Source organism: Pseudomonas poae (assembly GCF_001439785.1).
Lineage (GTDB): Bacteria > Pseudomonadota > Gammaproteobacteria > Pseudomonadales > Pseudomonadaceae > Aquipseudomonas > Aquipseudomonas poae.
The window spans coordinates 1-26,075 of record NZ_JYLI01000020.1; the positions used below are offsets into that span (position 1 = coordinate 1).

Here is a 26,075-nt window from a genome sequence, read left to right on the forward strand (position 1 = left end):
GGCACGAGGGTCGTATTGCGGTGCAAACCAGTGATACGCGTTGGTGCTCGGACGGCTTTGAGTTCCGCTGTGAGGACGGCGCCAAACTGAGCGTGACCTTCGCCCTGGATTGCTGTGACCGCGAAGCGACGCCGATCACCAGGCGATTTTCTAACTCGTAGGGCATTGGAACCTCTCTTGATGCCTCTAAACGCAAATATTGATGGGTATCGAACATGCCGATCGATTTCAGGGCGGATCGAGGAGCACACATCGCGCGCCTCCTCCCACGCACAGTCAGGCATATCAATCTTCAAATCAATCTGCAGGTTGCTTTATTATGGACGGATGACTTTGAACCTTGCTGATTGGCGCCGAGTCAGCCATCACCTGATCGCCGGATGTCGGCCCCAAGCTATTCTCCTAAGCTAAAATGGCATAATATGCCAACAATCAAAAGTACCTGTTTGCATAGAACTGGAGCTAGTTATGGCGACGCGAAACGTTGTGCTCACCCCTCACCAGGAACAGGTTATCCATGACTTGGTGCAGTCCGGCCGTTATCAGAATGCCAGCGAAGTGATGCGAGAAGGTTTACGTTTATTGGAGCAGCGCGTCGCCGAAGACACCGCCAAAATTGAGGCACTACGTCAGGCAACCTCGATCGGCATCATGGATCTTGAGCACGGGCGCTTTACTCAGGTTAACGAAGGGGATCTGGAGCACTACCTCGAGGGCTTGAGCCTGGAGGCAACCCTCTCCGCGAGAGAGAAACACTGAGCATGCCGCAGTATCGGATTTCCAACCCGGCGCGCGCCGACATGGTCGACATCCTTAGGCTCTCCCAGACGCAGTTCGGCGCTCAAGCGCGCCAGCGCTACCAGGCGCTGATCCTCACGGCGCTGCAAGCGCTTGCCGCCACGCCCTATCGCATTGGCAGCCACGACCGCGATGAGCTTGCACCGGGCCTTCGTAGCTATCACCTCATCTATTCACGCCAGCAGGCCAAACAAACCCATGGAACGATCAAAAGCCCACGCCATATCGTGTTCTATCGTGTGGCAAACGACGACGTGATCGAGGTCGTCAGACTCCTTCATGACGCCATGGAAGTGCAGTTGCACTTGCCTAACGACTGATCAGCGACCTGGCCCAACGGCTTAACTGGCCAGGAATAGCAAAGTCCGTCGGAGATCGCCATTCGCGATCACTCGCACACCCGGTACGAATGGGGGCAAAAGTGGGGGCAAACAAAAGTGTTATCGACCTAAAAACATTGTCCTGGAGCCCAGTCAAAATGTTTCTTGCCGCGCCCGAGAGTCTGTTGTGACGCTATGAAGAGGGAGCAGAAAATGACGGCTCTTTTTCAATGCGCGGCTTTAGCAACGACCCAACGATTGCTGCCATGGTGGCTGAGCTTGCCAAGCAGTTCGGGCTTGAGACAGTGACCGAATATTGGTCCCGTAGGGCTGTACCCGTGGGCGACGTCATCTTCATGCGCAGACTCGTGATTCAGGGCATATCCTACCCCCCACCGTCGAAACATAGGCCTGGATCTACCTGAGCAGAATGATGGGCGACTACGTCACAACCACTACACTCAGGGCTTTCCATGACGGCGGCTTGTGCGATGCTCAGGACTTCGGCGATGAACAGGGCGTTAATTTCTATGTCGACGGGGACAAAGAATTAGGCGTTGAAGCCCTCTGCCCGGACCTAGACGCACAAGCCCACGCCTCGGCACTTGAGTTGCACCGTCGTATCAACTCCGTACAAAAGCAGCATGTTGGAATTTCGTTGACCTGAATCAACTTGATATAGGCATTGACTCCTCCTAGCGAGAAGTCCCATTAGGCTGTGTGCCCTCAGGGCTGGAGATGAATGGTTAAGGCGTACCTGGACTATTCAATCCTCGTCTGCCTCCGGGATAATCCATATATTTAGCTGCCCCATCCGTCATCCATAGACATCTGGCTGAAACGGTCAATTCGGAGGACCAATGGAATACAACCCTTATAGAGCGCGCCTTCAAGACGCTAAATCAGCATTGCAGGTCTTCGAGTGGAGCAAGCAGGAACAGACTGACGTGCTGGCTTGGCTCCATGGATTCGACGTGGACACTGCGAGAGTATCGCTGTCAGAGGCCCAGGATGAGGTTGAAGACCTCAAGAGGCAGATCTGGGCCTTCGATCACGTTCAACTTGCACACATACTCTCTCACCAAAGCATTTCTATCTTCGACAGGATACGCATGACGATGGCCGGCACGCGGCCGAGCCCCGCCCCTCAAAAGGATGCTAAAGAGAGAGAAGAGAAGCTTGAGGTGGTGAAGGCTTCACTCGCCACCCTCTCCGACACAATCATTGATCTGCGCCATAAGATCCAACTGCATTCCGTGCTGGATTGGATTGATGCTGACACTGAAATCGCTGAGCTCAGCAGGGAGATCAATAAACTCCTTCCTGAGGTGAGAAAGCTTGAAGCCGGCGCGGCCCGGTTTGATGAGTACCTAGTCGAGCCGTTGAAGCAGCTTGCGAAGCTAAAGTCAGAGCTGGCCACAGCTATAGAAACCAGAGACCTCGCGCAAACGTTTGATAAACGGTTTCAAGAGAGCAAATCTAATCGCGCAGCAGTCAGCCAGATCCGTACGCAGTGTCAAGCGATGTTCGGCAGCTACAACACTGACAGCGTACTTCGAATCAAGGCAGCCGATGTCGTAAAGCTGGAGAGGGAAATAGCAAAATGCAGAGAGCGCCTAAATGACCTATGGACGAGGGAATCTAGGGTCATCAACCGCATTGTCATTGATGGCAACAATCTGTCGTACCTCACAAAATTGAAAGGTGGCCCAAGCAAATTCATAGGGCCAGGCCCTCTCGCAGCGCTCATTCCAGTTATCCGCGCAGCGCATCCGAACGCTGAGATTATCGTTGTTTTCGACCCGGGCTACGTTCGCCGGACTGGGACCACGGCAGTCGAGCTTTTAAGTCTGTTCCCCAGTGATGTTCAGATTTTTGAGGTCGGCAAAGGTCAGAAAGCGGATGAAACTGTTATTGAACTAGCCAGCTCTCCAACCTCTTACGCAATTAGCAACGATCGCTTCCGAGATTTCGAGAGCCGTCCGCTCGTCAGCGATCGGCGTGTATTTCCTCATTGCATTACTCAAACGAGCATCCTGGTGCATGATCTATGGGTCTCGGTACAGTACCGGCCGGACCCTATGGCCCACCAGGCGGGCCAAAACACATTGGTAGTAACCTCTTAGCCACAAGGTGAAAGTTCCGCAGCGAAAGGGACGCATTTTCCAGCGGGCCCGTTGTTCTTTCGGCCCTGCTCGTTACCCTAGATTGCACTAAAGCACGAAGGGATGATGCGAGATAACCCTGAGTATCGCACCGCATCCCCCCTTTCATTTTTGATTGTTTTTCCCAGTGACATCGTAGGGAGCACCAATGAGTTCCGCGGAGCAGAGCAGCAAGATCGTCATCGAGGGCGTGGCTACCATCCAGCATTTGATCCGCCACTCGCATGCAGAACTGGTCATTGAGGGTGACTCTCCAGAGGCAGAAGCTGACAGGCTGCTAATCGCTGGCGAGTATGTAGAGGCAGTGACGGCCTATCAAGGGCTTGGCCCGCTTGATCGCCGGCAGCGTGAAAAGCTCAGCTACGCGATGTGGGCAAGAGGGATAGATGAAGCGTGGGATGAGCTCACGCTTGACTATCACGAGACATCCTTCGAAGGGCTGCTGATGCAGCTACGTGCCTTCGGTGGTGTTATGTGGCGTTCAGAGGTGGACGATGCTTGGCTCAAGGATTTCGCACTGACGGTTACTGGCCGGGAAGATTTGCGCTCAAGGGATGCACTCTTGGCCGCGACCATCTACATAGCGGCCTCCTTGTCACGTTACCGTTTCAGTGAGGATCTCTACCCTGAGGTTTGCCTTGAAGCGGTGCAAGGCCTCAGAAGTTCAGAATCACCCTACTCCCTCTGCCTTGAAGCATTTGCGCTGAGTCAAAAGGCCCGATTCAAAGAGCTCCACACTTCCGCCTTGGTAGATCTTGTCAGCAGACTAGACCCTCCGAAATGTCCTGTACTGGGATTCGGCTTTGTCGCAGCGGTGCGCGTTAATAATCCAGTGGCGGCGCGAGCCTTCGTCGCTGAGCTGTGTCGGCGCTTTCCGAACCACCCATATCTTAGCAATACAGTTGCTATTGCCTCTGTTCAAGCGCGTGATCCAAGCATCTTGGATGAGGCACCTGAACCAATTCGTTCAACCGCCCGCCTCCATCCCGAGGTCCAGCTCATCACCGCGCTGGCCGATAAGAAGCCTGAAACAGTTGAGAAAGCTTTGCATGCTTTCTGGTCAACTCCTAATGACCAGACTCTTCACTATCAGCAGCACATTAACGAGCCCTTTTTTCAAATCACTTGTAGGACCTGGGACGAAGGAACGTGGAGCACCAGTCCGTATTTCATAGGTGAACTGGCAGCAAAACTGGTACAGGTACTCCCTGCCGGCGCATCAAGGGATCGCGTGCTCATGGAGTTGGAGGTAGAGATGGCAACGGAACCCGAACAGGCCATACTGCGTCCATTTGTAGTGGATCTGTTCAACAGACAGCCAACAGCAGAGGTCGCGAACCTTTTTCCGGATTCGATTCCATTCGATGGCGTAGCAGTTGATTCGATGGCTAGGTTCATCTTTGAGCAGGCCATGGAGGATGATCCATATTGCTCAAGCCTAGACCCTGAGTTCGAACCAGATGTTCAGATCCTAATCGACCGTGGGGTGCCTGAGCACCTTATGAAATTGGTTCGACAGGTGCCCGATGACAAGCAGGCTGCTTGCGTACGGACCTTAACGGAATGGGGCCTGTTCAAGGCACCTGAACATCTGGTCACATTCGCTTTCGAACACAATTTGCGCGGCCGGGGCCTATCCCCAGAACTACAAGCCAATGTGGCAGCAATACGCCAAGCCATCCAAATCTCGACACCAGACCAGATGGTTTACTTACAAGCCATCCTTGATGGACTATCAATCGAGGTCCAGCGGTCGACCACAGTAGCGGCCCAGGAAAGAACAGTCCTAGAGGCGGCCAATGAGGTGCTGCACCTGAAAGACAGATCGCTCAACGATCTCGGTCAAAAAAGGGTGAAGGAACTTGTGAAACGCTACGGCGCGGCAAAGTTACTTCCAGGTCTGAGTGAAATAACCAAGCAACCACAGGCGATCGCTGAAGGGCAGCTCATCGACGCACTCTCCAAGCATATGGTCGTCAAGCAGGGCAGCCTTGCGGGTCGGCGCAGCTATCTGGCCGGGATCTTGCGCAAGCGCCTTGTCAACCTGAAAAGCACCTGGCTCGATCTGCAGGTCTCGGAATGCCTGAATAGAGGCATCGATGTCGAGCAAATGATCGAGCTCTCTAAGACGGTCACCACATGGGATGAATGGACAGCTGGCTTGGTCCGCCTTGCGCCGTATTGAAGTTTCAGACGACGCGGTAGCCTGGGCGGGATCTCAGGCTCACAGGCACCCCCTCCTCAGCATTATCCCTTTGATGCCGATAGCAACAAATGCCAAGGATTTTGTCACCGGCTAGACGGTGGTGCCCTCACACAACTAAAACAGGAGTTGAACCCCTCTACGGGGTCATCAGGTATCTATGGATCAGACTAGAAAAATCGCCAGCCCTACCAGCCCGGCTTGGACGCACGAAAACCCCTACCTTGATGTGCTCGCCCCTCGCTTCTTTGAGAATACAGACAGTTGTGACTGGGCCGACCTTCCTCGCCGGGTAGTTCGCATGTTCACCGATGTTGAGCGTCGGCACGCCTCTGACGCTGAGGCAATCGCCCTGGGTGAGAAACTCCACCAGCTTTTGAGCGACGGTGCGTTTCTGCCCAATTCACCAGTGATGATGAACAGTGAGCACCATAGCTCTGCAAATCTATTCGCCTGTCACGTATTGGCCCCACCGGTAGATGCCGAGGCCATGGCTGTTGCTGGTAAGATTCATGATGGTTGCGGAGGTATCGGATACGACCTGACATCGGTTGCCGACCCTGTGGCCATGACGCGGTTCATTGAAAACCAGACAGCGGCGCTGAATCCTAATCGCAAGCGCAAGGCACATAGCGCAGTCACACTCCACGTTGACCATCCGCTTGTCAGCCACTTCATCGACATGAGCAGTTCCTTGGAGATAACTCATACCAATGTCGAGTTGGATGGCGCATTTTTCGCGGCCCTGGATCAGCAACAGCCGAATGCGGTAGCCACCTGGCAATCCGTGTGCTCCTCGATCTACAACACTGGGCGGCCGGCAATTGCATTTGGCGAGCACAAGTCACTGCGATCACCCAATGGTGAACGCCTGATCCTGAACGTCTGCGGAGAGTCATTGCTGCGGGAAAACGAATCGTCGCTGATTGGCTCGTTAAACGCTTCTCGCTTTGTCACCCAAGGCGTATTCGATGCTGATCGGTTCAAGGCCGCGGTTGAAATGGGCGTGCGGTGCCTTGACAACCTCCACGACATTCAGGAACACGCTTCGGCGACCGTTAGTGAACGCTGCATGCAGAGCCGCAAGATCGGCCTCAGTATTATGGGCTTCGCCGATGCGCTCCTGATGATGGGAATACGGTATGGGAGTCAGGAATCGCTGGATTTCGCTGCCTCTATCATGGGCCTAGTGCAGGCTACCGCTAAGGCTACCAGCGAAGTATTGGCCTCTACCCGCGGTAGCTGTGACCCTTCCCTACTTCGAGCCGGCGAGCCGCTGCGCCGAAATGCTTCGCTGATGGCGATCGCTGCGAACGGGACCCTCAGCTTACTGGGTAACGTATCAGGCGGTATTGAACCCCTTTTCAGCTATGTATCCCGCCAGACCGTCGAAGGTCGTGTGATTAACCAAATTCAACCCACGCTCCGCCGACTACTACGCGAGCACAGCTTGTCTGAATCCATGATCGATGAAATTGCCATGTCTTTGATGAATGGGGCTCAGCCTGAGGATCTCAAGCTGATACCGAGCAAAATCAGCCAAGCGATGGTGCGCGCGCACGATCTGAGCCCGGCCGATCATATCCGTACCCAAGCCACCTTTCAGTCATTCATTGATGGAGGCATCTCAAAAACGATTAACCTGCCGGCCAGCAGTACGATAGATGACATCGCGTTGGCCATCCTTGAGGCCCGCGCCCGCGGCTGTGTGGGTATCTCGCTTTACAGAGACGGCAGTATCAGCGGGCAACCCTCCCAAATGGCTGGTGCGAAGCCTGAGGAGTCAGGGGAGGCTGCCGCTTGATGGATCCATTCTTTGTTTCTTTTGACGGTCCGAAGGCTACCGGCAAGACCACAGTTCTTAATGCGGTTGCCGAGCGATTACGCGCCTGCGGCAAGCACCAGGTAATCGAGCTGTGTGAAAAGGAACTCGATCCCTATCGACCCGAAACCTTGGAGATGATCAAGTCGCTTACGGCCAACCCGAGCACTGACTTGGAGCTTCGGGTTTGTGAGCGTCTTGCCGATGGCCGAGCCTGGATCTCGAGCAATGTAGTGTTGCAACAACCGAATAACGCGGTCGTCCTCATCGACCGTTGGTATCCGTCAGACGCTGCGTTTCGACGACTCGTTAATTTTCCGGACATTCTTAGGATGAACCTCGATCGCAGCGTGGTGACGCCTGACCTGCACGTGGGCGTTCTAGCCCCACCGAAAATATCATGGGAGCGGGCCGCCGGCCGCGCCAGGGGCCTAAGTAGTGTGGTAATCAAGAATTACAGCGAGCACGAAGCCTGCTCCGCGGCGTTCGAGCGTGCCGTAGAGGGGTATGGATGGTTTACCTGCCAAAACGTGGGCACCGTCGAAGCCTCGGCTGACCTAGTTGTCAGCGCGATAGCTGCTGGTAGATCGCGTTCCTAGCCTAATTAAAATTCAAGCTGCTGGAACCTACCAGCTGGAATGCCGGCGCTTTGCTGTGAATCGGCCCGAGTTTTCTAGACCCCCTTAAAGTCTCACGCGGCGCGGCGCGCCCACTCCGACGCCGTGATTGATGCCTGTATAGGCAACCCTCTCAGCGCCATTCAAGAAGCACGCTGATGTAACCGAGCTAACAAAGCTGTCTATTCGGCGCTTGCCGTGTCCTTCATTTCACTCGGTCGGGTGTTCGCTGTGAGAAAGTCGTCCTTCGCCGTCACGCTGCCAACAAAACCTCGTGCTTGCAATGCCTCCAGCAATCGTAGATTGGCTGCACTGGACGCTACCTCAATCTTTCTCACATTGGGCGCTAACCGGTCGAAACCTTCCGCTAGCAGCCCAAGCAGGGCTGTCACCTCTACCCACGTGCTGGACGCTAAACATTGGACGAGTATTTCCTGTCGCTGTTCTGACGACAGTCCATCCTCAGCCATGAGCTTTCTAAGTATGGGGGCAAACGAGGCGGGGAAACGCGACGTACCAGCGTTGAGCCAACTGCAGAGCCGGGCAATTTCCATGGTGGCTACGCTGGAGGTATCAAACGTTTCGAGCGGTACAGCAGTCCACATGTTGATTTTGTCATCTAGTGTCGGCACGCTGCTTTGACTGAGCCTGAGTACTGCCTCTATGGGCAATTGGGCGAAGTCAATTTGCTCCCGCGCTTGCCCCCAGTGAGCGAGGAGAAAAGGAACCTCCAGGTTTGTGTCGTATGCGCGGACACATTCTCGGATCTCGGCATTAAATGCCAAGAAATCAGCGCTCACCAGCATTGCCCAGCGCTCTGTCGGCAATTTGCCTAAGGCACCACTTAGGATCGCCGGGTTATCCAGGGTAAGCCCTGCGAACAGACCGACAAGGGTTTCGTTATCGACTTCTGATGAGCCCAGTAGATAACTCTGCAAATCTAAATGTCGAGCCTGATTGGTTGTCCATAAATATTGATTCAGCGGTTTTGTGTGGCGCTTGATGAAATCCGCGAAGGTATCCATGTCTGCCTGCTCTAAACCTTTCTCGGTAAGCGCCGGCAGCAATAAATTGTTGAAGTATGACCAGACGGCGTCAACCCCCATCAGCACTCGATCGGTTGACAGCACGTCCGCCCACAATAGTTGAGGTACATCCTCCAAACGCTCAACCTTGCAGGTTGTGCGCTCAAACAGCTGACGCATGCTGTTAATTTCCAGGGCATCGTCGAGTAATCGCAACAGCACTGAAAGTGATGCGGATGATTCGTCCAACTCGCCCACTTGACTCAACAGAACACTTGCCAGCGCGTCAGGCGATTCAAGCAACTGCTCATCAAGGCCCGTGATATTCAGCGCCTTTAGCCTGCGGTAACTGACGCTCGATCTATCGATAGCGGGTGTGCTCTGTAGGTCCGAAGTGGTTTTAGGGTCACCCTTCTGACAAATCAGTAAAAGCATGTGCAGGTTGAAGTTGATACAACGCCACTCGATCAATTGCTGCAGATCGCTCAGAGGCGTGGTGTCGCCCAAGCGACTGAACTGAATGGGCAAGGTCTTCAACCACCCCCAGCCTGCCATGCCCAATTCAAGTCGCGGCATCAAGCGCGAGCTATCCTCAAGCCCCTCAATGGCCTCACGAATTTCAGTGTTCGGCTGATCATCAAGCGTCTGCATTTGGTCGGAGGTCAACGCGTCGCAGATGGCGCTAACCAGATATTGTTTCGAGAGCACAGGCTCAAAGCGAGCGGCGTCCGTCAACAGCGCACGAAACAATCTGGGCTCAAGTAAAAATATAGTTTGAACAAAGCGATTCGAGCTTGGTCCCAGGATCAGCAGCTCGGCGGCCTCCGCCATCCTATTCAGATCATCTTTGAATCCGCTCCCGAGAATGGTCGCGAGTAACTCGCGCTCGTGGTTCCCACCGGGCTCAGTGTACGAACAGCTAGCCAAGTAATCGATCAGCGTCGCGATGATGCCCCTTCCATCGCTAAGGTCGTCGACATCCAGTTTGTCCGCCACAGTCCTGGGCGCGCTGATGACTGTCGTAACATCAGGCGTGACGCCGCCGCGGAGCCCCAGAATCAGGTTTTTATCTTCCGCCGTGAGCGAACCTGGGTAAAAGTAACCGAAGTAATCCGGATAGTCGGTATCAAGGTAGCCATGGCGCATCAGGTAAATAACAATATCCAGGCCCGCCAGTTTTTGAAGGATCACTTCGCCATAGGCTTTTTTGGCCGCGCCACGAAAGGACAGGCGATTGATCCGGCCCGACTCCAGACGCTGCTCGGACATCTTTTTTTCAATGCTACCCTTCGTTGTTTGGAGCAACTCATAGCGCTTTTGGTACGTCGTTGCAGCCAGAAGCTCCTGCGGGTCGAGTGCCTTGGGTGACTGACTGTAAAGTCGTCCATATTCATCAACGGCGATCATGAACAACTGGGCACTTTGAGAAAAAACCGCGTCAAAGCCTTCGTCACTGACGAATTGACTCAACGTATATCGGTCAGCATTGCGCACCTGAATATGGGTGGCTCCAAAACTACCGGCTCTTTTCTGACACTCTAACCAAACGTATGCGCGAAGCTCAGCTGTACTAGCAGCCACCTCCTCCACCTTCTGCTCGCGCTTCTCTCGCAATGCCTGATAGACATTTTCGGCCCCTTGGTGCAGTTGGCTTCGCCACTCACGAAAACCATGAATGGTTTCGTAGATAGCGCCACAACGCTTTACCAAATCGGCATATTCATTCGGGTGCAAGTTGCGAATCACGATGATCGCAAACAGTTTATTGGGGTTAAGCTTTAAGCCCGAGCCAGCACTCAAGATGCTGGAGAACATGTCAAATTCATTGACGATATTTTTGATCAAACGCATGTCATCAATAAAATAACACGCGGTTTCAAGCAGATGAGGACTCAACCCAGCGTCTAACGACGCCCCGTTGAGTTTTCGCTGCCGCAGCAGTTCTATCATCTTCTCACGTGAGTTTTCCGAGTTGACCACCGGTATGACGGGAATAATCAGGTCAAAAAACTTGGTCTTCTCACCCACCGCGAACATCTCATCACGTAGCGCATACAAAAAATAAACGCGCCGCCGAATCTGCGGTGACTGTTTGATAATGAAATTGATCTCGCGCAAGCGCGTGAACACATCATGAATGCCGAAGCGGTCCAGGTCTTCGATCACCACCACGTTGATATCGCTGCGTTCAAAACAGTAAATAATCTCGTCAACATTTTTGTGCAACACCGAACCGTGATGTGTCGTTTCCAACTTCCCGCCCTTGATGGTGAGGCCGTCAATGCTGAACGAGGACAGCAACCTTAATCCAGAGAACACCAGGTACACGCCACCCACACCGAGCACGGTGACCGCCATCCCTTCCGGAAGCAGTGCAAGCCATCCAAGTAGCCACTCAGGGATTATGGTGAGTGTTTTCTCTGCCACGGGCAGGTACAGCCTTAGGGCACTCACCACCAACAGAACGAAGAACACAGTGTGAGCCCAAAGCGCAGACAGTGAGGCTTGAATGATGCGTTTCAAGCGGGTTTTGGGCAGTTGCTTTGATGGCACGGCATACAGCAACTGCTGAACGATGGCTTCCTCGATTCGCGTTGAGAGATCGGAGTCATTTGCAGGTGCCGCGGTTTGTTTTTCTGGCGGGAGTGGAGTGGGTTGATCATTAGCCGCGAGCGCCGAGGGGACTGTGGTGTCCACGCCCAGGTCCCGCTCCTTGCCAAAGGCGGCTAATGAAATAAACGCAAAGTTGAATTCCGGATGCCGATCCACAAATGTACGAATAACGCTGCTCTTGCCGGCACCGTATTCACCGGTGATCGCGATATTACGCACTTGGTCATTGCTCAGCGCACTCAACAGCTCACGCTCATAGCGACGCGACGAAGGTAGATCTAACAGAACAGGCGTCAACGGCTCAAAGACTGTAGTGCCACTCGGAACGCTCAAAAATTCCTGCGCCGCTTGCAGCGCCTTGCGCAACGCCGTGGTGTATCGTTTGTACTGTCGAATGACCAGCCGAATCACTGCAGTGCCGCGATCATGAATTGAATGAAAAAAAACCACTGCAGGCCTGAGCATCCTTGTCTCCTAACTGTCTATAAATTTTCCGAGGACGCCCCCCCGCAGCCGATGAGGACTGGCCTGCTTCCAGGATCCCGATGATAGCGCACCGCCATCGCCCTAAGCGATATGTCTAACCAAGACCACCTGTACGCGGGGTGCGGGGTGCGTTCGACGGCTTTTCGGTGATGGCCCTGTGCTATATTCGCGCCATCCATTTGGCGACGACATCAGCCGTTTCTCGCCGCATCAGGGAAGATGAGCAATGCAACGATTTGCCCGCAGTGAAATACCCCCACCTGTTTTCCGCGAAAACCAGTTCAAGGTGGCTCGAAAGGATCTGCTTGAACTCTTCACGCTCGACACACAGGAACGCTCACAAACCCGCATTTCCGGAGAAGAGCTAACTCTGAATCTTAGCCAGGTCGGCCCCATTCATGATGCGTTGGGGCACCTGTTTCAAGGCAAATGCGCATTTTGCGAAAGCCGGGATCTGACCGCCCCCTATCGATTTCGAGCGGCGTCATCCGTTACGTCTGTCATGGGAATAGTGGACTCTCACCTCTACTACGTCTGGCTCGCGAATGCCTGGGAAAATATCTACCCCATCTGCCTCAAGTGTATTCCGCGCCAGCCTGCGTTCTTTCCTGTCGACGGCAAACGTGTGCCGATTCCAAGCCTGGAGCAAATACGCCAGTATGCCGTAGAGGATCTCGGTTCTTGGCGCACCTCCGAGCCCCGCGAGAAGGCCATTTTGCTCGATCCGTGCCTTGACCGGAACTTTGAACGGCACCTGTTCCCCTCCATAGATGGCGAGCTGGTGCCACTGAGTGAAAGGGGTGATACCACAATCGCCAATTTCCGGCTGGACCGTCCCACCTTGAATAGTGCGCGAGCCGCCAAACTTCGCGAGTATCGTGAGGCTCTATTGGCGGCCGATCAAAACCGGGCGCATTTACGCTCCGATGATTTTCGATACTTGTTTGACTTCCTTGAACTTGAATATGGTGGTCTGTGGTACCTGCAATGCCGGCTCATTGCGCGGTACCTATCGCAGAGAGTTGGCATGGAAATGCCTACCGGCCGCTCCCGAGTAGCAAGGACACTGAAAACCCTGCTTTTTATGGGCGACTACAAGCAGGTGCATAAAGAATTAAAGCATTGGATCGAAGATACTGATTTCGGCCACCGTCCCATTGAAATCCCGCCCACGGATTATGGCGTCCTGCAGTCCGAGCCTGTCACCCAGAAGGCCGTCGTACCGCGGGTTTATCCTTCTTTGCACTCTATGCAGTTCGACCATTTCAAGGTCATCGAGCACCTCAAGCTGAAACTTGATACACCCACCGCCGAATCGCAGTTGAACAACGCAGCGTTGCAACCGGCACTGTTGATACTGGGTGAGAACGCCACCGGCAAAAGCTCGATTCTCGAAGCGATTGCGCTCGCGTTGAGCCCCCGTGAAACACGTAGAGCCTTGAACCTGACGCCAGGCTCACTCGTGCTCTCCCCAGCACAACTCGGTTCAAATGACGTGCCCACGCAGTTCTCGGCACGCGTACGACTCGGCTTTGACGAGGGGCGCGACAAAGTGTTGAGCATTGACAATGCCGCTTGTAAACAAATCGGGCCACGCCTTGTGCCGCCCGCGTTTGCTTACGGCGCTTTTCGCCAGTACCAGAAAAAAACACCGCCGGTTTTTGAGCCCGCTCACGGGATCGTCAACCTGTTCGAAACCGATCGCCTGCTGGCGAACCCTGAACAATGGTTGCTTGGACTCAAAGGCGAAGATTTCAATGACGTAGCACGCGCGTTGAAAATCATCATGTCCGTGGAAGGCGACATCAAAGTCATCGAACCAGCCCCCGACGGCAAATCCTGCTTGATCGTAACAGCGCCCGCCGGCGTTGTGACCAAGACACCGCTCAATGATGTGTCCTCAGGCTACGCGCGCAGCACCGTGCGCGTGGGCCTTGCGTACGACATCAAGGCGCTCGCGAATTTCGTTTTCATCGAAGGGCTTGAGAAGTGGCTCGACAGACTCTTCCGGCCGGCTTTCGAAAAATCTCGCGATACCGGAGAAGATTTTTTTGAGAAACTTCATTGAGAAAAATCCGTAAATCGTTGCTTTAGAACGACTCCTGAAATTTCCCAACAGTGCACCTAATCGCTACGTTTGCAGCGCGACGATGGCCTGACAGGGTTCAGTGAATGCGTTTTCCGTAACGTGCGCCCGAAATCAAAAGGCCATCATTTAGCCCGAATCATGACGCTCGGGAGATAGATTGGCAAGGGGAGCCGGAGCTATATCGTCGGCTAGGCTGCACACTTGAGCGGTATATTGATTGTGAGTTCGATGGTGAAGCGCACCTTGCCGGATCGTAGCCTGCCGAGTTTTCCCCCAAGCAGTTCAACACATTCATTGATCTCTGCGATCATTCGTAACAATCGGTTCTATGACAGAAGCGGCCCTGCTTCCGGCCATCCCGGCGCGGATGTCCACTGAAGACCACTTTGTGCCACCTCGGCAATATCAGAAATCGCCATTCCCGATCCCTTCTGTAAAGCGCTCGAGTGGGGGCAAAACTGGGGGCATAATTTAAGTTTTTAACGCTATAACTACCGCCCTAGAGCCAAGTCAAAATGTTTTTTGGGGACCCTGAGAGTCTCTAGGGGGCGTCGGGCAGGCTGTTCATTTGATCCTTTTTGCCATTCCACAAACCATGGAGCGCCATTCACTTCCATTGGATTGCTGCATTGGGGGCACATCTGAGGGCATGCATCGGATAGTTCGAAAAGGATGCGCCCCAGCCTAGTGCCCAACAGCCCCCCTTCTCGAAAAAAACACGTGTTGCTTTTCTAACGCGTTCGTTTTGGCGTGGGTTTCCGGCCTGATGATCGAGGATACGCCTGGTTGATTAAACACTTTACTCGCCATCGGGTTGGCCACGCCCCAATCACGAAACGAACGGTAAGCCAATACAACCTTCATGCCCCCGTCAATTCTGCACCAGGCGCTGGAGTTAACGCCGTTGACGGCATTATTAACTACATTTAAATATCTATCTAAACGCAGTTACTTTCGTCATGACTACAACGGAAATTCCGACCTGATTAAGGTGCCACCTTGGGTACGGTTGCTGGCGGTAATGGCGCCCCCATGGGCTTGGCAGATCGCACGGGCGATGGAGAGACCTAATCCGCTGCCGCCCGAGTAACGCGCCCTGGAACGCTCCGCACGCCAGAAGCGATCAAATACGCTGTCCAAGTGCTGCGCCTCGATACCGGGGCCGCGGTCCCCGATCTCAATCACCACCCGTTCTTCGACCTGCCGCGCCATGATGCTCAGCTCGCCGCCTCCTGCCGCGTAGCGCAGCAGGTTATCAATCAGGATATTCAGCACCTGGCCCAAGCGATCGCGATCGGCATGGATACGAAACCCATCGGCAATACTCACATGCGTACACACACAGGCGTCATCCAATTGCGGCTGGAACCAGGCCAGTCGTTCGCTCACAAGGGCCGCGAGGGGAAAGTCGCTGCGTTCCAGCACCAACCGCCCCGCCCTGGCCATCGACAACAGGTGCAAGTCATCCACCAACTTTCTAAGTTGATCAAGCTGACGCTTGACCATGCCCAACTGTGCTGCATCGCTGGGGAACACCTCATCGAGCATGCCCTGCACGCGTCCCATGGCGGCATTCAGGGGCGTGCGCAGTTCATGGGCGATGACCGCGCTTGACTCGCGAACATCCCGCTCGTAACGCTCCAGCCGCGTGGTCATGCTGTTGAAGTCGCTGATCAGGCGTCGCAGCTCGTCGGGCGTGTGTCGTTGAATGGGCAGGCGCGTGAAAAAGTTTCCACCGGCCACCTGCCGCGCTCCTTGGGCTATCGCCGAGAACTGGCTGGACAAGGGGCGCGAAAACCACAAGCCACAGACGATGATGATCGGGATGGCCGCCAACACCAGACAGGCCAGGATCAGCCAGTCGCGATTGGGGATATCCGGCCGGAAAAAATCCACCGGGTAGTATTCGGCTACCAGTTGGCGCAAGCGTGTCTCGTTGAGTTGCGGCTCGGCGCGCAGGTGCAGCAATTCCTCACGCGCTTGCGGCGGCAGGCGCTGCAAGAAATACCAGTCCGAAAGCTTGAAGTTGACCCACATGCACAGGGCAATTACCACCACGGCGCCGATCGCCAACAGGCTCATGCGCATACCGACCCAGCGCCACAGCGGTTTGTCGTTGACCCGAGATTTCTCAAACATGCGGCTTACCTGAACCGATAACCAATGGAGCGTACGGTCACCAGTACCCCGGCGATGCCATGGGTTTCCAGCTTGCGTCGCAGGTTGTGAACATGGGCGTCAACGACCCGGGCAAGGGCTTCGCTTTCCGGCAGGCAGATTTCCAGCAACTCATCCCGGGTGAACGCCTTGGACGGTGTCTTGAGCAACGTCACCAGCAGCTTGAATTCCGTCGGCGTCAGGTCCAACAACTGAGGTTGCGCACCGAGGTGCTCAATAGCCGCCGTGAAGGCAGTGAGGTCAACGCGCAGCTTTTCATGGCGCAGTAGCTGTTCAACCGGTTGGCTGCCCAGGGTACGTCGCAATACCGCATGCACCCGCGCCACCACCTCACGTGGGCTGTAGGGTTTGGCCACGTAGTCATCCGCGCGATAGCGCAAGGCGCCGAGTTTTTCCGGCTCATCGCCCATGGCCGTAACCATGATCACCGGCGTGTCGCTGCTGCGGCGCACGGCGCACAGCACCTCGGTGCCGCTCAGTCGCGGCAGCATCACGTCCAGCAGGATCAGGTCAGGCTGCCAGCTTTTGTGCAGATCCAGACCACGCTGGCCGTATTCGGCCAAGGCCACCTCAAAGCCGTCCCGGCGCAGATAGGCTTCGAGAATATTGGCGCTGTCGGCATCGTCTTCGACAATGAGGATACGTTTTCCTGACACAAAAAAGTCTCTTGATGAAACCTAAAAAGAAATGCCCCACCCAAACGAAGGAAACGGCAATTTAATTGCCTGATTCAAGGTGCGTTAGTCCGGCGCCTGCAGCGGTCGATCAGTTCTCCGGCAAGCTCAAGCGCCAGCCCTGCCCCTCCCGCTTTATCAAGCCTCGCTGCTCAAGTGATATCAGGTAGTTACGATGGCCTGTTTCGCTTTTGCGGTGAAACAACGGCAACACACGGGGCAAGATGCCTGGAGCCAGCATCGCCAGTCGCGCGGTCCAGGACTCGCTCGGCCTTACGAACATCTCGAGGCGGGGTTTGTCCAGCGCCTTGAGCACCGTTTGAGCAACGTCCTCGGGCATCTGCGGTGGGTCCAGAAACTGCATTTTGTTGCCGTCCTCAATCGCCTCGCGCATCAGCATCGGCGTTTCAGTAGCCGATGGGTTGACGATGGTGAACTTGACGCCAAGACGCTTGCCATCCAGCCCCAGGCACAGCATCGCTCCGCGCAGGCCAAACTTCGTCGCCGAATAAATACAGGTTTCCGGCATGGGGAATAATCCGCCCAGTGACACGATGGAAATTACCCGACCGTCAACCGCCTGCTGCAACAGCCCGAGAAACGCCTGAGTCAACGCAATCGGTACCAGCATGTTGAGCTGCACCTCATGGGCGATGGACTGCATCGAGCGCACTTCGAATGGCGTGTTGCTCAATATCCCAGCGTTATTGACCAACAGGTCCAGGCGTCCGAAGTCGTCACGCACATGGTTGAGCAGCCCTTCCAGTGCTTGGGCGTCCGTGAGATCGGCCTGGTAAGTCAGCGCCATGGGGCCTAATGCCCTGCTTGCCTGGGCCAGGCGCTCAGCGTCGATATCCACCAACAGGCACTTGATACCCCGCCCGATCAGCGCTGCGGCAATCGCACGGCCCAATCCACCCGCGCCGCCGGTGATCAGGGCGACCCAGCCGGTAAACATTCGATTACTCGCCATGGGCCCCGGCCTCCTGCAACACAGGCGTTGGTACACGCGTATCGACGACCCGTCGGGGGGCCAGTTTCAGTGCGTCGTAGGTATGATCACCCAAGGCTGGCCAATTCAGGTCGGCGCGCAGTTTCTCCAGGTAAGCAAGGAACGCGCGCGCATCCAGATACACCGCGTGGCGATCGGATTTTACGAACTGAATACCGCCGCTCAAGTCAGGCTCATCCCGCTGGATCAACTGGTCGAACTGCGACGCGGTTGCCGAGCCTTCCAGCTGGGCGCGAAAATACGCGGCCAGGGTCAGTGCCTGGGTATCAAAGGTTTTGAACGCGCTGGAATTCTGGTCGAGGTAGCCAATCGCACAGAGGTTGCGATGGGTACGGCTGAACATGGACAGGTACATCAACGGGCGTCCGTTCTTCCACTCGAAAAATGCCTCGGCGCATTCGGCGCCCCACTTGTAGCCGGTCGCGCAGAGCACCAGGTCGACCTGTTCACGGGCGCCATCCTCGAACACCACGAAGTCACCCTCAAAACGGTCAATGTTTTTGCGCACGGCAATATTGCCGTGCTGCAAATGGTGCAGCAGTTGCGAATTGATGATCGGGTGGGTTTCGAACAATGCATGATCCGGCTTGGGCAGGCCCCAGCGTGTCAAGTCGCCGACCAACAGCCGCAGCAGCCCTTTGAACACCGGCCGGGCCAACCACAACGGGAGATGCGGGCCCTCGTTGAACTTGTCGACTGGCATGCCGAACACATGCTTGGGAATAAAATAATAGCCGCGCCGCATACTGATGAAGGCCTGGTCAGCATGGGTCGCGGCCTCACAGGAAATATCAGCCCCCGAATTGCCCGCGCCAACCACCACCACCCTTTTGCCCTGGAACTCGCGTCCGGATTTGAACGTATTGGAGTGGCGAATTTCGCCATTGAACTCGCCCCGGAACGACGGCAGGCTCGGTTTCCAGTTTGTACCGGTGGCCAATATTATCCAGCGGTAGCGCTTTACAACGCCGTCGGAGAGCGTAACCAGCCAGCGGTTTTCCGAGTCCTTCTCGATCAGGCTGACTGACGTATTGAATTGAATTGCCTCGCGCAAGCCAAAGGCGTCGGCAAAGCTGCGCAGGTAATGCGCGATCTGTCGGTGCGAAGGGTAGTCCGGATAATCCCGTGGCATGGGGTATCCGACGAAGCCGGACAAGTCACGAGAAGAGATGAAGTGCGCCGACTCGTACATCGGCGTACCGCTGTTATGGATATCCCAGATGCCACCCACATCCGCGTGCCGCTCGAACTGATCGTAGGCGATGTTCTGCGCCTTCAACGCGCGCGCCGCACTCAACCCGCCCGCCCCCGAACCGATAATACAAACGTTGTCGCCTTGATCGATCACCTGGGCTTTACCGAGTGCACTCATGGCTGATTCCTTCATTTATTGTTAGATAGGCTTTGAACCTGGAATGTAAAGCACGCATGATCCAGGCACGGGCCTTTGGCGGACAGAAAGGGTTCTTTGCCGGACAGGCTACGGCCCGATACTCCCCTGTTCATAAACCACGAGTCTCGACCCATGCTTGAGCACGCCAGCGCCACTCAACACTGGACCCAGCAACCCCAGCACAATGAAGCCGTGGTGGTGTGCTGCGCCGGGCGTTCAAACGGTGGACGGGCACCTTGCCGAGCGAACAGCGCCAGCGCTGAGAATCATCCGGTCTTATGCAGCGACACGGCTGGCTCGCAAAGCCGGTCAGCCGTCTGCGCGCCTGGAAGCTCCTTTCGCAGCACCCACAACGTGAGCGACTTGGGCAGTACCCTGGCCAGGCGGATCACCCACCTCATCGGCCAGGGAAACAAGTAGTCCCAACGCTGACCGCGCATGGCGTACAGCATATGGTCGACCGCCTCGGTTTCGGAAATTTCCAGTGGCGCCGGCATGCCATCGCTGGCGGTTTGGGCGGTGGCGACAAACCCTGGGTAGAGCGAAAGAAACCGAATGCCACGGCCACCGAATTCGATGCGGCACGTATCGATCAACAAGCGCAGTGCGCCCTTGGCGGCGCAGTAGGGCCCCTGCAAGGTAACGCCGAGGAAACCTGCGAGGGAGTTGGTGTGCACCACAAAACCATGCCCCTGGCGGCTCATCTGCTCCAGGGCCGGGAACAGGTAGTTGACCACCACATCGTAGTTCGAGCGCATATACGCCGTGACGTCTGCGGCTTTCATCTCGCGCATATCCAGCGCAGGTGCTCCGCCGGCATTGAGCACGACCACGTCGAGGCGGCCATACAGCTCGACGATTTCATCCACCAGGCCGGCCGCCGCATGCTCATCCAGGGCATCTACCGCTGAGACATGGCATTTGCCGCCCTGGAGTGTGATTTCCAGTTGCAGGTCATTCAACAGCTCCTTGCGACGCGCCGTGGCCACCACCCAGGCCCCCTCCTGTGCCAGACGCACCGCCAGGCCCCGCCCCATGCCGGAGGACGCGCCTACCACCAGCACCACTTTGCGCGCAAAGCTGACGGGCTCACTCGCGGGGCACCGGCGTAGCAAACCGACCAGGGTCAGTGCAATCAGCGAGAATGTGGCACTGACCAGCAACACATACTCGGCGTTCTCCCCAACCACCCACTGCGACGCCATCAAGGGGCCGAACGCGCACCCTAACAATTGCATACCGGGCACCAGTGCCGCGATTCGCCCAGAGGGGTCAAGCTGCAGCGCAATACGCACCTGAAACGGCGTCAGCATAAGCCAGACCAAGCCAAACGCGCCGCACAACAGCAGGAATACCCTAACGCCCAGATCAGCCGAAAAATACATCCCCAGCGCGATGCCGCCCAACAGCAATGCGGCGACCGCCAACATTGAATAGTCCGAGACTCGGCGCACCAGGATAATCCCCAAGCACCCGCCCAGCACCTGCATCAGTAACGTGCCAGAAACGAGCAATTGTGCGCTTTGCGCATCCAGTCCCACGTATTTACTCAGCGGCTCAAGGTAAGCCCAAAGCCCACCGATGGCGCTGAGCTGCATAAAGGCCAGCCCCAGCAATAGCAGGTGATTCAAGCCCCAACCGAACCCAGCCGTAGTCGTTGTTGCCTGCTGATTGGCCAGCCGAACGGGTTGCCAGCGGACCAACAGCAACGAAGCAGCCGTGAGGGCTCCTAGAAACACGAAACCGTAAGACGATGTGCTCTTTATGGGCAGTACCCAGTACGCCAACATGGCGGCTACCGCTGCCTGGCCCAGTGTCTGCACCACCATGAACACGCCCGCCAGACGATCAGGCGCGGGTCCCTGGACAATCAGGTTGACGGTGCCCCATAACAACAGGCCTTCGGCCAATCCGGCCAGGGCCCGCGTCAGCGCAAGGGCGCCATCGCCAGTGGTATTGGCCGTGATCAGGTCCATCCCCGATGCTGCCAGGATGGCGACGACCGTGAGCACCCGCAGACTGAACACCGAACGCAGCAAATCGCCCAGTACTACGCCCAGTCCCAACGACAGAATTTCACCCATGGCGACCAAGCCGACGCCCTCAAGTGACAGGCGGTTTTGCGCCAGCAACTCTCCCAGCAACAAGGGTTGCAGCCCCACCATCAGCACGGCGATCGAGCCCAGCGCCAAGGCGACACTCAGGTGTTTACGGGAAACAGCGGACGACATGTGCATGGCGTTACACCTCTTGAAGGGTTTTCAGTAACCACGGTTCTCGGGCGGAATCTCGCCTCGGGCAAAACATTGCGTCGCACGTTTTTCATCTTTCATCAGTCGGCCGTTGGCGACGAGCACCACCCACCAGGGCAACAGTGTCATCTTGGCCCCAGACGCTTTAGCGAGGGTGAAGGCCTTCGCGCACTTTTCAAACAGCTGAGCATTCATCGCCATCCGGGTACCGGTGGTGCCCAGGGTCGCGGGCACGCCCTTGATCAACACGGCATTGCCACCCCGCTGCAAGGCGCCGGGAATGTCGTGGACTGACGCCGCCGGCGCCCCCATGTGGCCAATATGCCGTGCCTGCTCATCAAACAGAATGGGCATGACCCCGCCAAAGTCTGCCAAGCGCTGGGCGAAGTCCCCTCCGCCCAGCAAAATGGCGCCGACGTCACTGCGGGTACGGTAGATCGCCTGGTGGGTCTGGCTGTCACCCGGTACCTGCACCGGCCAATCGAAGTGAGTGGGGGCCAAGTCATCCAACTGGCCCCACCACATGCTTTGCTCGCCCGGTACGCGCAAGGAAAAACTGCTCCCTTCCTGCACCAGACCCACCAGCCGTTGCCGGATTTCCAGCCATTGTTGCCGCAGTACATCCTGCATCACGCTCACCTCACACCAGTTGAAAAACGGCGTCGAATCGCTCGAGCGCGTCGTCGATGACGTCGTCGGTATCAGCCAGGCTGGTATAGATCCGACTGCCGGCCAGCGTGATCAGCCCGTGGGCTGTATAAGCTGCCCCCATTTCTTCCATCATGTGCTTGCGCGACTTGGCTTCGTTTCGTGCACGCAGCAACTTGAGCGGATTGCTGGTATCGAGCAACAACACGCCTGAGGTTTGCAGGTGCACGATCGAGCCCATGTTATAGGCCACATACGGTAAGCCACGGCGGTTGATGATTTCGTCCAGCCCCTTGCGCATACGGTCACCCGCGCGTCCCGCCAACGCCGGCGCATTCAGTTTGCGCGCCTCGATCAAGGCGTAGTAACCCGCGACGCAGGACAACGGATTGGCCGACAACGTGCCACCGACAAACGCGCGCCGGGCACTGGTGCCGATGCCGCCGGCGAGCAATTGCATCACATCCCTGCGCCCACCGATCGCACCCGCCATCGGGTAGCCGCCGGTCAAGCATTTGCCCAATACGGTGATGTCCGGCATCACGTTGAAATACCCTTGTGCGCCGCCCAAGCCGGCGCGGAAGCCGGTGACCACTTCATCGAAAATCAACAGGGTATCGAACTCGTCACACAGTTTGCGCAGTTGGCGGTTGAAGTCCGGGTGCACCGGCCGCGTGCCGCTTTCCGGGCCAAAAGGCTCCACCATGATCGCCGCCGTGCCGCCGCGCAGGCGGTTGATTTGCAAGCGCCGACGCAACGCGTCCAGGTTATTCGGCGGGCTTTCCTGGGTGTTAGCCGTGGCGCCGCGCGGAATGCCAACGGCCTCCATGCGGCCGGTGCCCGGCAACCGCATGCCGTACACCAACTGGTCACTCCAACCGTGATACGCCCCGCCGATCTTGATCACCCATTTCTTGCGGGTATAGGCCCGCGCCAGGCGCACCGCCGCCATGACCGCTTCGGTACCCGAGCCCAGTAGGCGCACCATGTCGACGCCGGGCATCACTTCGCAGACCAACTGCGCCAGCTTCACCTCGTATTCATGCAGCAGGCCAGTGACCGGACCGCAGTCGTCGAGGACCCGGTTGACCTGCTCACGAATCGCCGGATGGCTGGAACCCAGCAAAGTCGGCCCGCCGGCCTGTAGAAAATCGATATAGCGGTTGCCGTCCACATCGGTCAGATGCGCGCCCTTGGCCTGAGCGATGGCGAGTGCAAACGGGTGATTGAACGCAAGGTTATGCTGAACGCCCCCTGGTATGAATTTCTTGGCCTCCTCAGCAAGCCGCCTCGAACCCTGGCAGCGCTCGTCGAAGTAACCCATGACTTTGTTCAGCGCCTCACGCTTCAAGGGGCGAATCGGCTGCTTGACCAGCGCATCGAAACGCCGATACAGCGAGTCGACATCCGGCCATTGCGAAACCGCTGAATCTGCCGCTGCAGGCAATGTGATGGGATCAAGAGGTTTGTTCATGATGGGGTCTCGGAAGAAGAATGGGCTTCGGCAGCGCCGGAACGCACGAGGGCGTCGACCAGGCGTGCCACGGCGGCAGGTGACTGTGATTTATGCGGGGACTGTTCAGTGATTTGGCGTAACAGGTAGTCACGGCAAAAGGTCTCGAGGTCCTCAAGGCGCGACAGGGTTGTCTCGACATCCGGGCCACAGCACAACACCCCGTGGTTGCGCATCAGGTACGCGTTGTAATCCCAACGAATGGCCCGGCCGAACTTGCCGGCCAGCCAGTTGGAGCCTGAAGGCGCGTACCCGACCAGGGGAATGTGTTTACCCAGGGAATGCCACAGTTCAGGGTTAGGCACATCCATCGGTTCGCCGAGCAAGGTGCAAGCACTGGCTACGGGCTGATGCGTGTGAATGCTGCACTGTACGTCCGGGCGTGCCCGCAGGATTTTTGCATGCAGCCCGCTTTCCACCGTGGGGGCACGTTCACCGGAGAGCTGCGCCAGATCCTTAAGACGCAGCACGCAGACATCCTCGGGGCGCATGGTGAAATAGTCCGTGGCCGACGGCGTGACCGCGATGTGCTGCGCATCGATGCGCAACGCGAGATTGCCGCCCGTGGCCGCAAAAAATCCGCGGTGACACAAATGCTGCGAGAGCTCGACAATTTGTTCTTGCACATGACTCATGATGCAGTCTCCTGTGGAGGGTTCAGGCGTCGGTAAAGGGGCGCGAGGCGTTTGCGAACCTCCTGGAAGGTGGCGAATTGATCGTCGTACAGCGCGCGAGTCACGCGGGACGGTTCAAACAGGCGGTGTGGGCGTTTGAGGCTGGATAGGTCGTGGAACTGCAGCTTGCCCAACGCCACCGCCGCAATGAACGCCGCCCCGCGTGCATTGGTCTGGATGGCGTTCTGCGGCTGCTGGATAACGCGCCCACAGACGTCAGCCATGATCTGGCACCACACATCCGATTGGGCACCGCCACCGGTGGCCACGATCACATCGCTGGGCTGGCCGAGAAAACGCGCGAACGGCTCGAACATCCAGCGCGTATTGAGGGCCACGCCCTCCATGAAGGCGCGAATGATGTCCTCCCGCGAGTGCTCCAGCTTCAGATTGAACAGACCGGCGCGCAGGCTTGGATCACTGATTGGTGAGCGCTCGCCACACAGCCAGGGTGTGTAGATCAATCCTCTCGACCCCGGTGGCACGCGTGCTGCGATCCGGTCAAGCAAGGCATAGACGTCCGGCTGCTGTTCATCACTGAGCAGCTCATCTGGGTGGTACAGCACCTTGTCGCGCAAGAATGAAAGGTTTGCGCCCGCCGCCGACTGCATGGCCATCGCCAGGTAACGACCGTTGACGGCACTGGGTACCGCAGCTATGTGGTGACGCACGCTGGTTTTCTTGAAAGGAACGTGAGCCCCCACCCACGACGAGGTGCCCAAATAGAGGTGCGGAGCAAAATCGCTGACGCTGGCGCCGACGGCCACCGCCGAGGTGTCGACGGCACCGGCCACCACTTGCGTAGTGCGCGCCAGTCCGAGAGTCTCGGCAAGCTCCGGGCGCAGCGTGCCGATAACATCGGTGGAGCGGACAAGCTCAGGCAGTTTGCCGGCCTCTATTCCCAGTGCCTTGACCAGCCCGTCGTCGTAGCGGATGCGGTGAGGGTCGCGGTTATCGGTGATCCATGCGGTCAACATCGAGTCGCTGGTGGCGCAATAGCGACCCGACAGGCGCAGGTTCATGTAGTCGAGCACGTTGAGAAACTTGTGGGTTCGCTCATAGCGCTGTGGCTCATGATCGAGGATGTAAGCCATGTGCCCGGCCGAATCCATGCCGGACAACGAGGCCACGCCACCGGTCAGGCGCAGTGAACGCCAGAGCTTGAGTGGCCCGTACCCGGCCAGGCTGAACCGTCCTCCTCCCATGCGTTTTTTTACGGCGCCGGCCCCCCGCTTATCCAACCACAACATTGCACGCCCAAGGGCCACGCCGTCCTGATCCACGCACACCGTGCCTTCGCTCTGTGTCGAACAACACACGGCGATCACCTGGCGCCGCTTGACGGGATCGGCGCTCAACAGTTCGTTGGCGCCGAGCAGGAAAGCATTCCACCAATCCTGCGGTTCCTGTTCGACGCTCAACCCGCTCACATGCAACGGCACACTGTGAAACGCCCACGCCCGGATATCGCCTTCCAGTGAAACCAGGGCGCACTTGCAACCGGAGGTGCCGAGGTCCACAGCGAGGACGAGTTGCTCCAGACCGGTGGCCGCCTGAGGCGTCCGGGATAAGAAAAGCGAAGTCATAGAGGTT

Annotated in this window: 18 protein-coding genes and 1 pseudogene; 9 read left to right on the forward strand and 10 right to left on the reverse strand. The window is 56.8% G+C overall.

Annotated elements, in window-relative coordinates; all coding sequences use genetic code 11:
* The 8 genes and pseudogenes from TU75_RS27465 to TU75_RS20720 form a co-directional block, all read left to right on the forward strand.
* Positions 1–128 (forward strand): annotated as a pseudogene (locus TU75_RS27465) (IS3 family transposase); the annotation flags it as partial.
* A 340-nt stretch (positions 129–468) separates the two neighbouring features.
* Positions 469–759: a type II toxin-antitoxin system ParD family antitoxin gene (locus TU75_RS20690; RefSeq protein ID WP_060549957.1), complete on the forward strand. Its 291-nt coding sequence runs from the start codon at positions 469–471 to the stop codon at positions 757–759.
* Positions 760–761: 2 nt separating this feature from the next.
* Complete coding sequence (locus TU75_RS20695) at positions 762–1,118, forward strand: type II toxin-antitoxin system RelE/ParE family toxin (protein ID WP_060549958.1); 357 nt, start codon at positions 762–764, stop codon at positions 1,116–1,118.
* Positions 1,119–1,551: 433 nt separating this feature from the next.
* The gene (locus TU75_RS20700) at positions 1,552–1,785 is read left to right on the forward strand and encodes a hypothetical protein (protein WP_141719156.1); all 234 of its coding nucleotides are present in this window, start codon (positions 1,552–1,554) and stop codon (positions 1,783–1,785) included.
* Positions 1,786–1,978: 193 nt separating this feature from the next.
* On the forward strand, positions 1,979–3,244 hold the full coding sequence (locus TU75_RS20705) for a hypothetical protein (protein ID WP_060549960.1): 1,266 nt from the start codon (positions 1,979–1,981) through the stop codon (positions 3,242–3,244).
* Between the two features lie 187 nt (positions 3,245–3,431).
* Positions 3,432–5,468 carry a hypothetical protein gene (locus TU75_RS20710; RefSeq protein WP_060549961.1) on the forward strand — a complete coding sequence of 679 codons (2,037 nt, stop codon included), beginning with the start codon at positions 3,432–3,434 and terminating at the stop codon, positions 5,466–5,468.
* Positions 5,469–5,787: 319 nt separating this feature from the next.
* Positions 5,788–7,290 (forward strand): hypothetical protein, encoded by a 1,503-nt coding sequence (locus TU75_RS20715; protein WP_162276113.1) that lies wholly within the window; start codon positions 5,788–5,790, stop codon positions 7,288–7,290.
* Positions 7,290–7,907, forward strand: a complete 618-nt coding sequence (locus tag TU75_RS20720; RefSeq protein ID WP_060549963.1) for a dTMP kinase — start codon at positions 7,290–7,292, stop codon at positions 7,905–7,907. The genes TU75_RS20715 and TU75_RS20720 overlap by 1 nt, the downstream gene beginning before the upstream one ends.
* A gap of 200 nt (positions 7,908–8,107) precedes the next feature.
* Here TU75_RS20720 and TU75_RS20725 read toward each other — a convergent pair whose 3' ends face one another.
* Entirely contained in the window at positions 8,108–12,028 is a 3,921-nt protein-coding gene (locus TU75_RS20725) for a YobI family P-loop NTPase (protein WP_060549964.1), read from the reverse strand.
* A 247-nt stretch (positions 12,029–12,275) separates the two neighbouring features.
* Between TU75_RS20725 and TU75_RS20730 the strand changes: the two genes are divergently transcribed.
* Complete coding sequence (locus TU75_RS20730; protein ID WP_231981982.1) at positions 12,276–14,117, forward strand: ATP-binding protein; 1,842 nt, start codon at positions 12,276–12,278, stop codon at positions 14,115–14,117.
* A gap of 984 nt (positions 14,118–15,101) precedes the next feature.
* Here TU75_RS20730 and TU75_RS20735 read toward each other — a convergent pair.
* The 9 genes from TU75_RS20735 to TU75_RS20775 all read right to left on the reverse strand — a co-directional run bounded on the left by TU75_RS20735 (position 15,102) and on the right by TU75_RS20775 (position 26,068).
* Positions 15,102–16,277 carry a sensor histidine kinase gene (locus TU75_RS20735; RefSeq protein WP_060549965.1) on the reverse strand — a complete coding sequence of 392 codons (1,176 nt, stop codon included), beginning with the start codon at positions 16,275–16,277 and terminating at the stop codon, positions 15,102–15,104.
* A 5-nt stretch (positions 16,278–16,282) separates the two neighbouring features.
* Positions 16,283–16,972, reverse strand: a complete 690-nt coding sequence (locus tag TU75_RS20740; RefSeq protein WP_060549966.1) for a response regulator — start codon at positions 16,970–16,972, stop codon at positions 16,283–16,285.
* Positions 16,973–17,081: 109 nt separating this feature from the next.
* On the reverse strand, positions 17,082–17,963 hold the full coding sequence (locus TU75_RS20745) for an SDR family NAD(P)-dependent oxidoreductase (protein WP_060549967.1): 882 nt from the start codon (positions 17,961–17,963) through the stop codon (positions 17,082–17,084).
* Positions 17,953–19,374 carry a flavin-containing monooxygenase gene (locus TU75_RS20750; RefSeq protein ID WP_060549968.1) on the reverse strand — a complete coding sequence of 474 codons (1,422 nt, stop codon included), beginning with the start codon at positions 19,372–19,374 and terminating at the stop codon, positions 17,953–17,955. Before TU75_RS20750 ends, TU75_RS20745 begins: the two co-directional genes overlap by 11 nt.
* 287 nt (positions 19,375–19,661) lie before the next feature.
* The gene (locus tag TU75_RS27900) at positions 19,662–21,632 is read right to left on the reverse strand and encodes an SDR family NAD(P)-dependent oxidoreductase (protein ID WP_060549969.1); all 1,971 of its coding nucleotides are present in this window, start codon (positions 21,630–21,632) and stop codon (positions 19,662–19,664) included.
* A 24-nt stretch (positions 21,633–21,656) separates the two neighbouring features.
* Positions 21,657–22,277, reverse strand: coding sequence for a hypothetical protein (locus tag TU75_RS20760; RefSeq protein WP_060549970.1), 621 nt, complete (start codon positions 22,275–22,277; stop codon positions 21,657–21,659).
* Positions 22,278–22,287: 10 nt separating this feature from the next.
* Positions 22,288–23,769 (reverse strand): aspartate aminotransferase family protein, encoded by a 1,482-nt coding sequence (locus TU75_RS20765; protein WP_060549971.1) that lies wholly within the window; start codon positions 23,767–23,769, stop codon positions 22,288–22,290.
* Positions 23,766–24,443: a class II aldolase/adducin family protein gene (locus TU75_RS20770; protein ID WP_060549972.1), complete on the reverse strand. Its 678-nt coding sequence runs from the start codon at positions 24,441–24,443 to the stop codon at positions 23,766–23,768. The genes TU75_RS20765 and TU75_RS20770 overlap by 4 nt, the downstream gene beginning before the upstream one ends.
* Positions 24,440–26,068: a xylulokinase gene (locus tag TU75_RS20775; RefSeq protein ID WP_060549973.1), complete on the reverse strand. Its 1,629-nt coding sequence runs from the start codon at positions 26,066–26,068 to the stop codon at positions 24,440–24,442. Before TU75_RS20775 ends, TU75_RS20770 begins: the two co-directional genes overlap by 4 nt.
* Between the last annotated feature and the right edge of the window lie 7 nt (positions 26,069–26,075).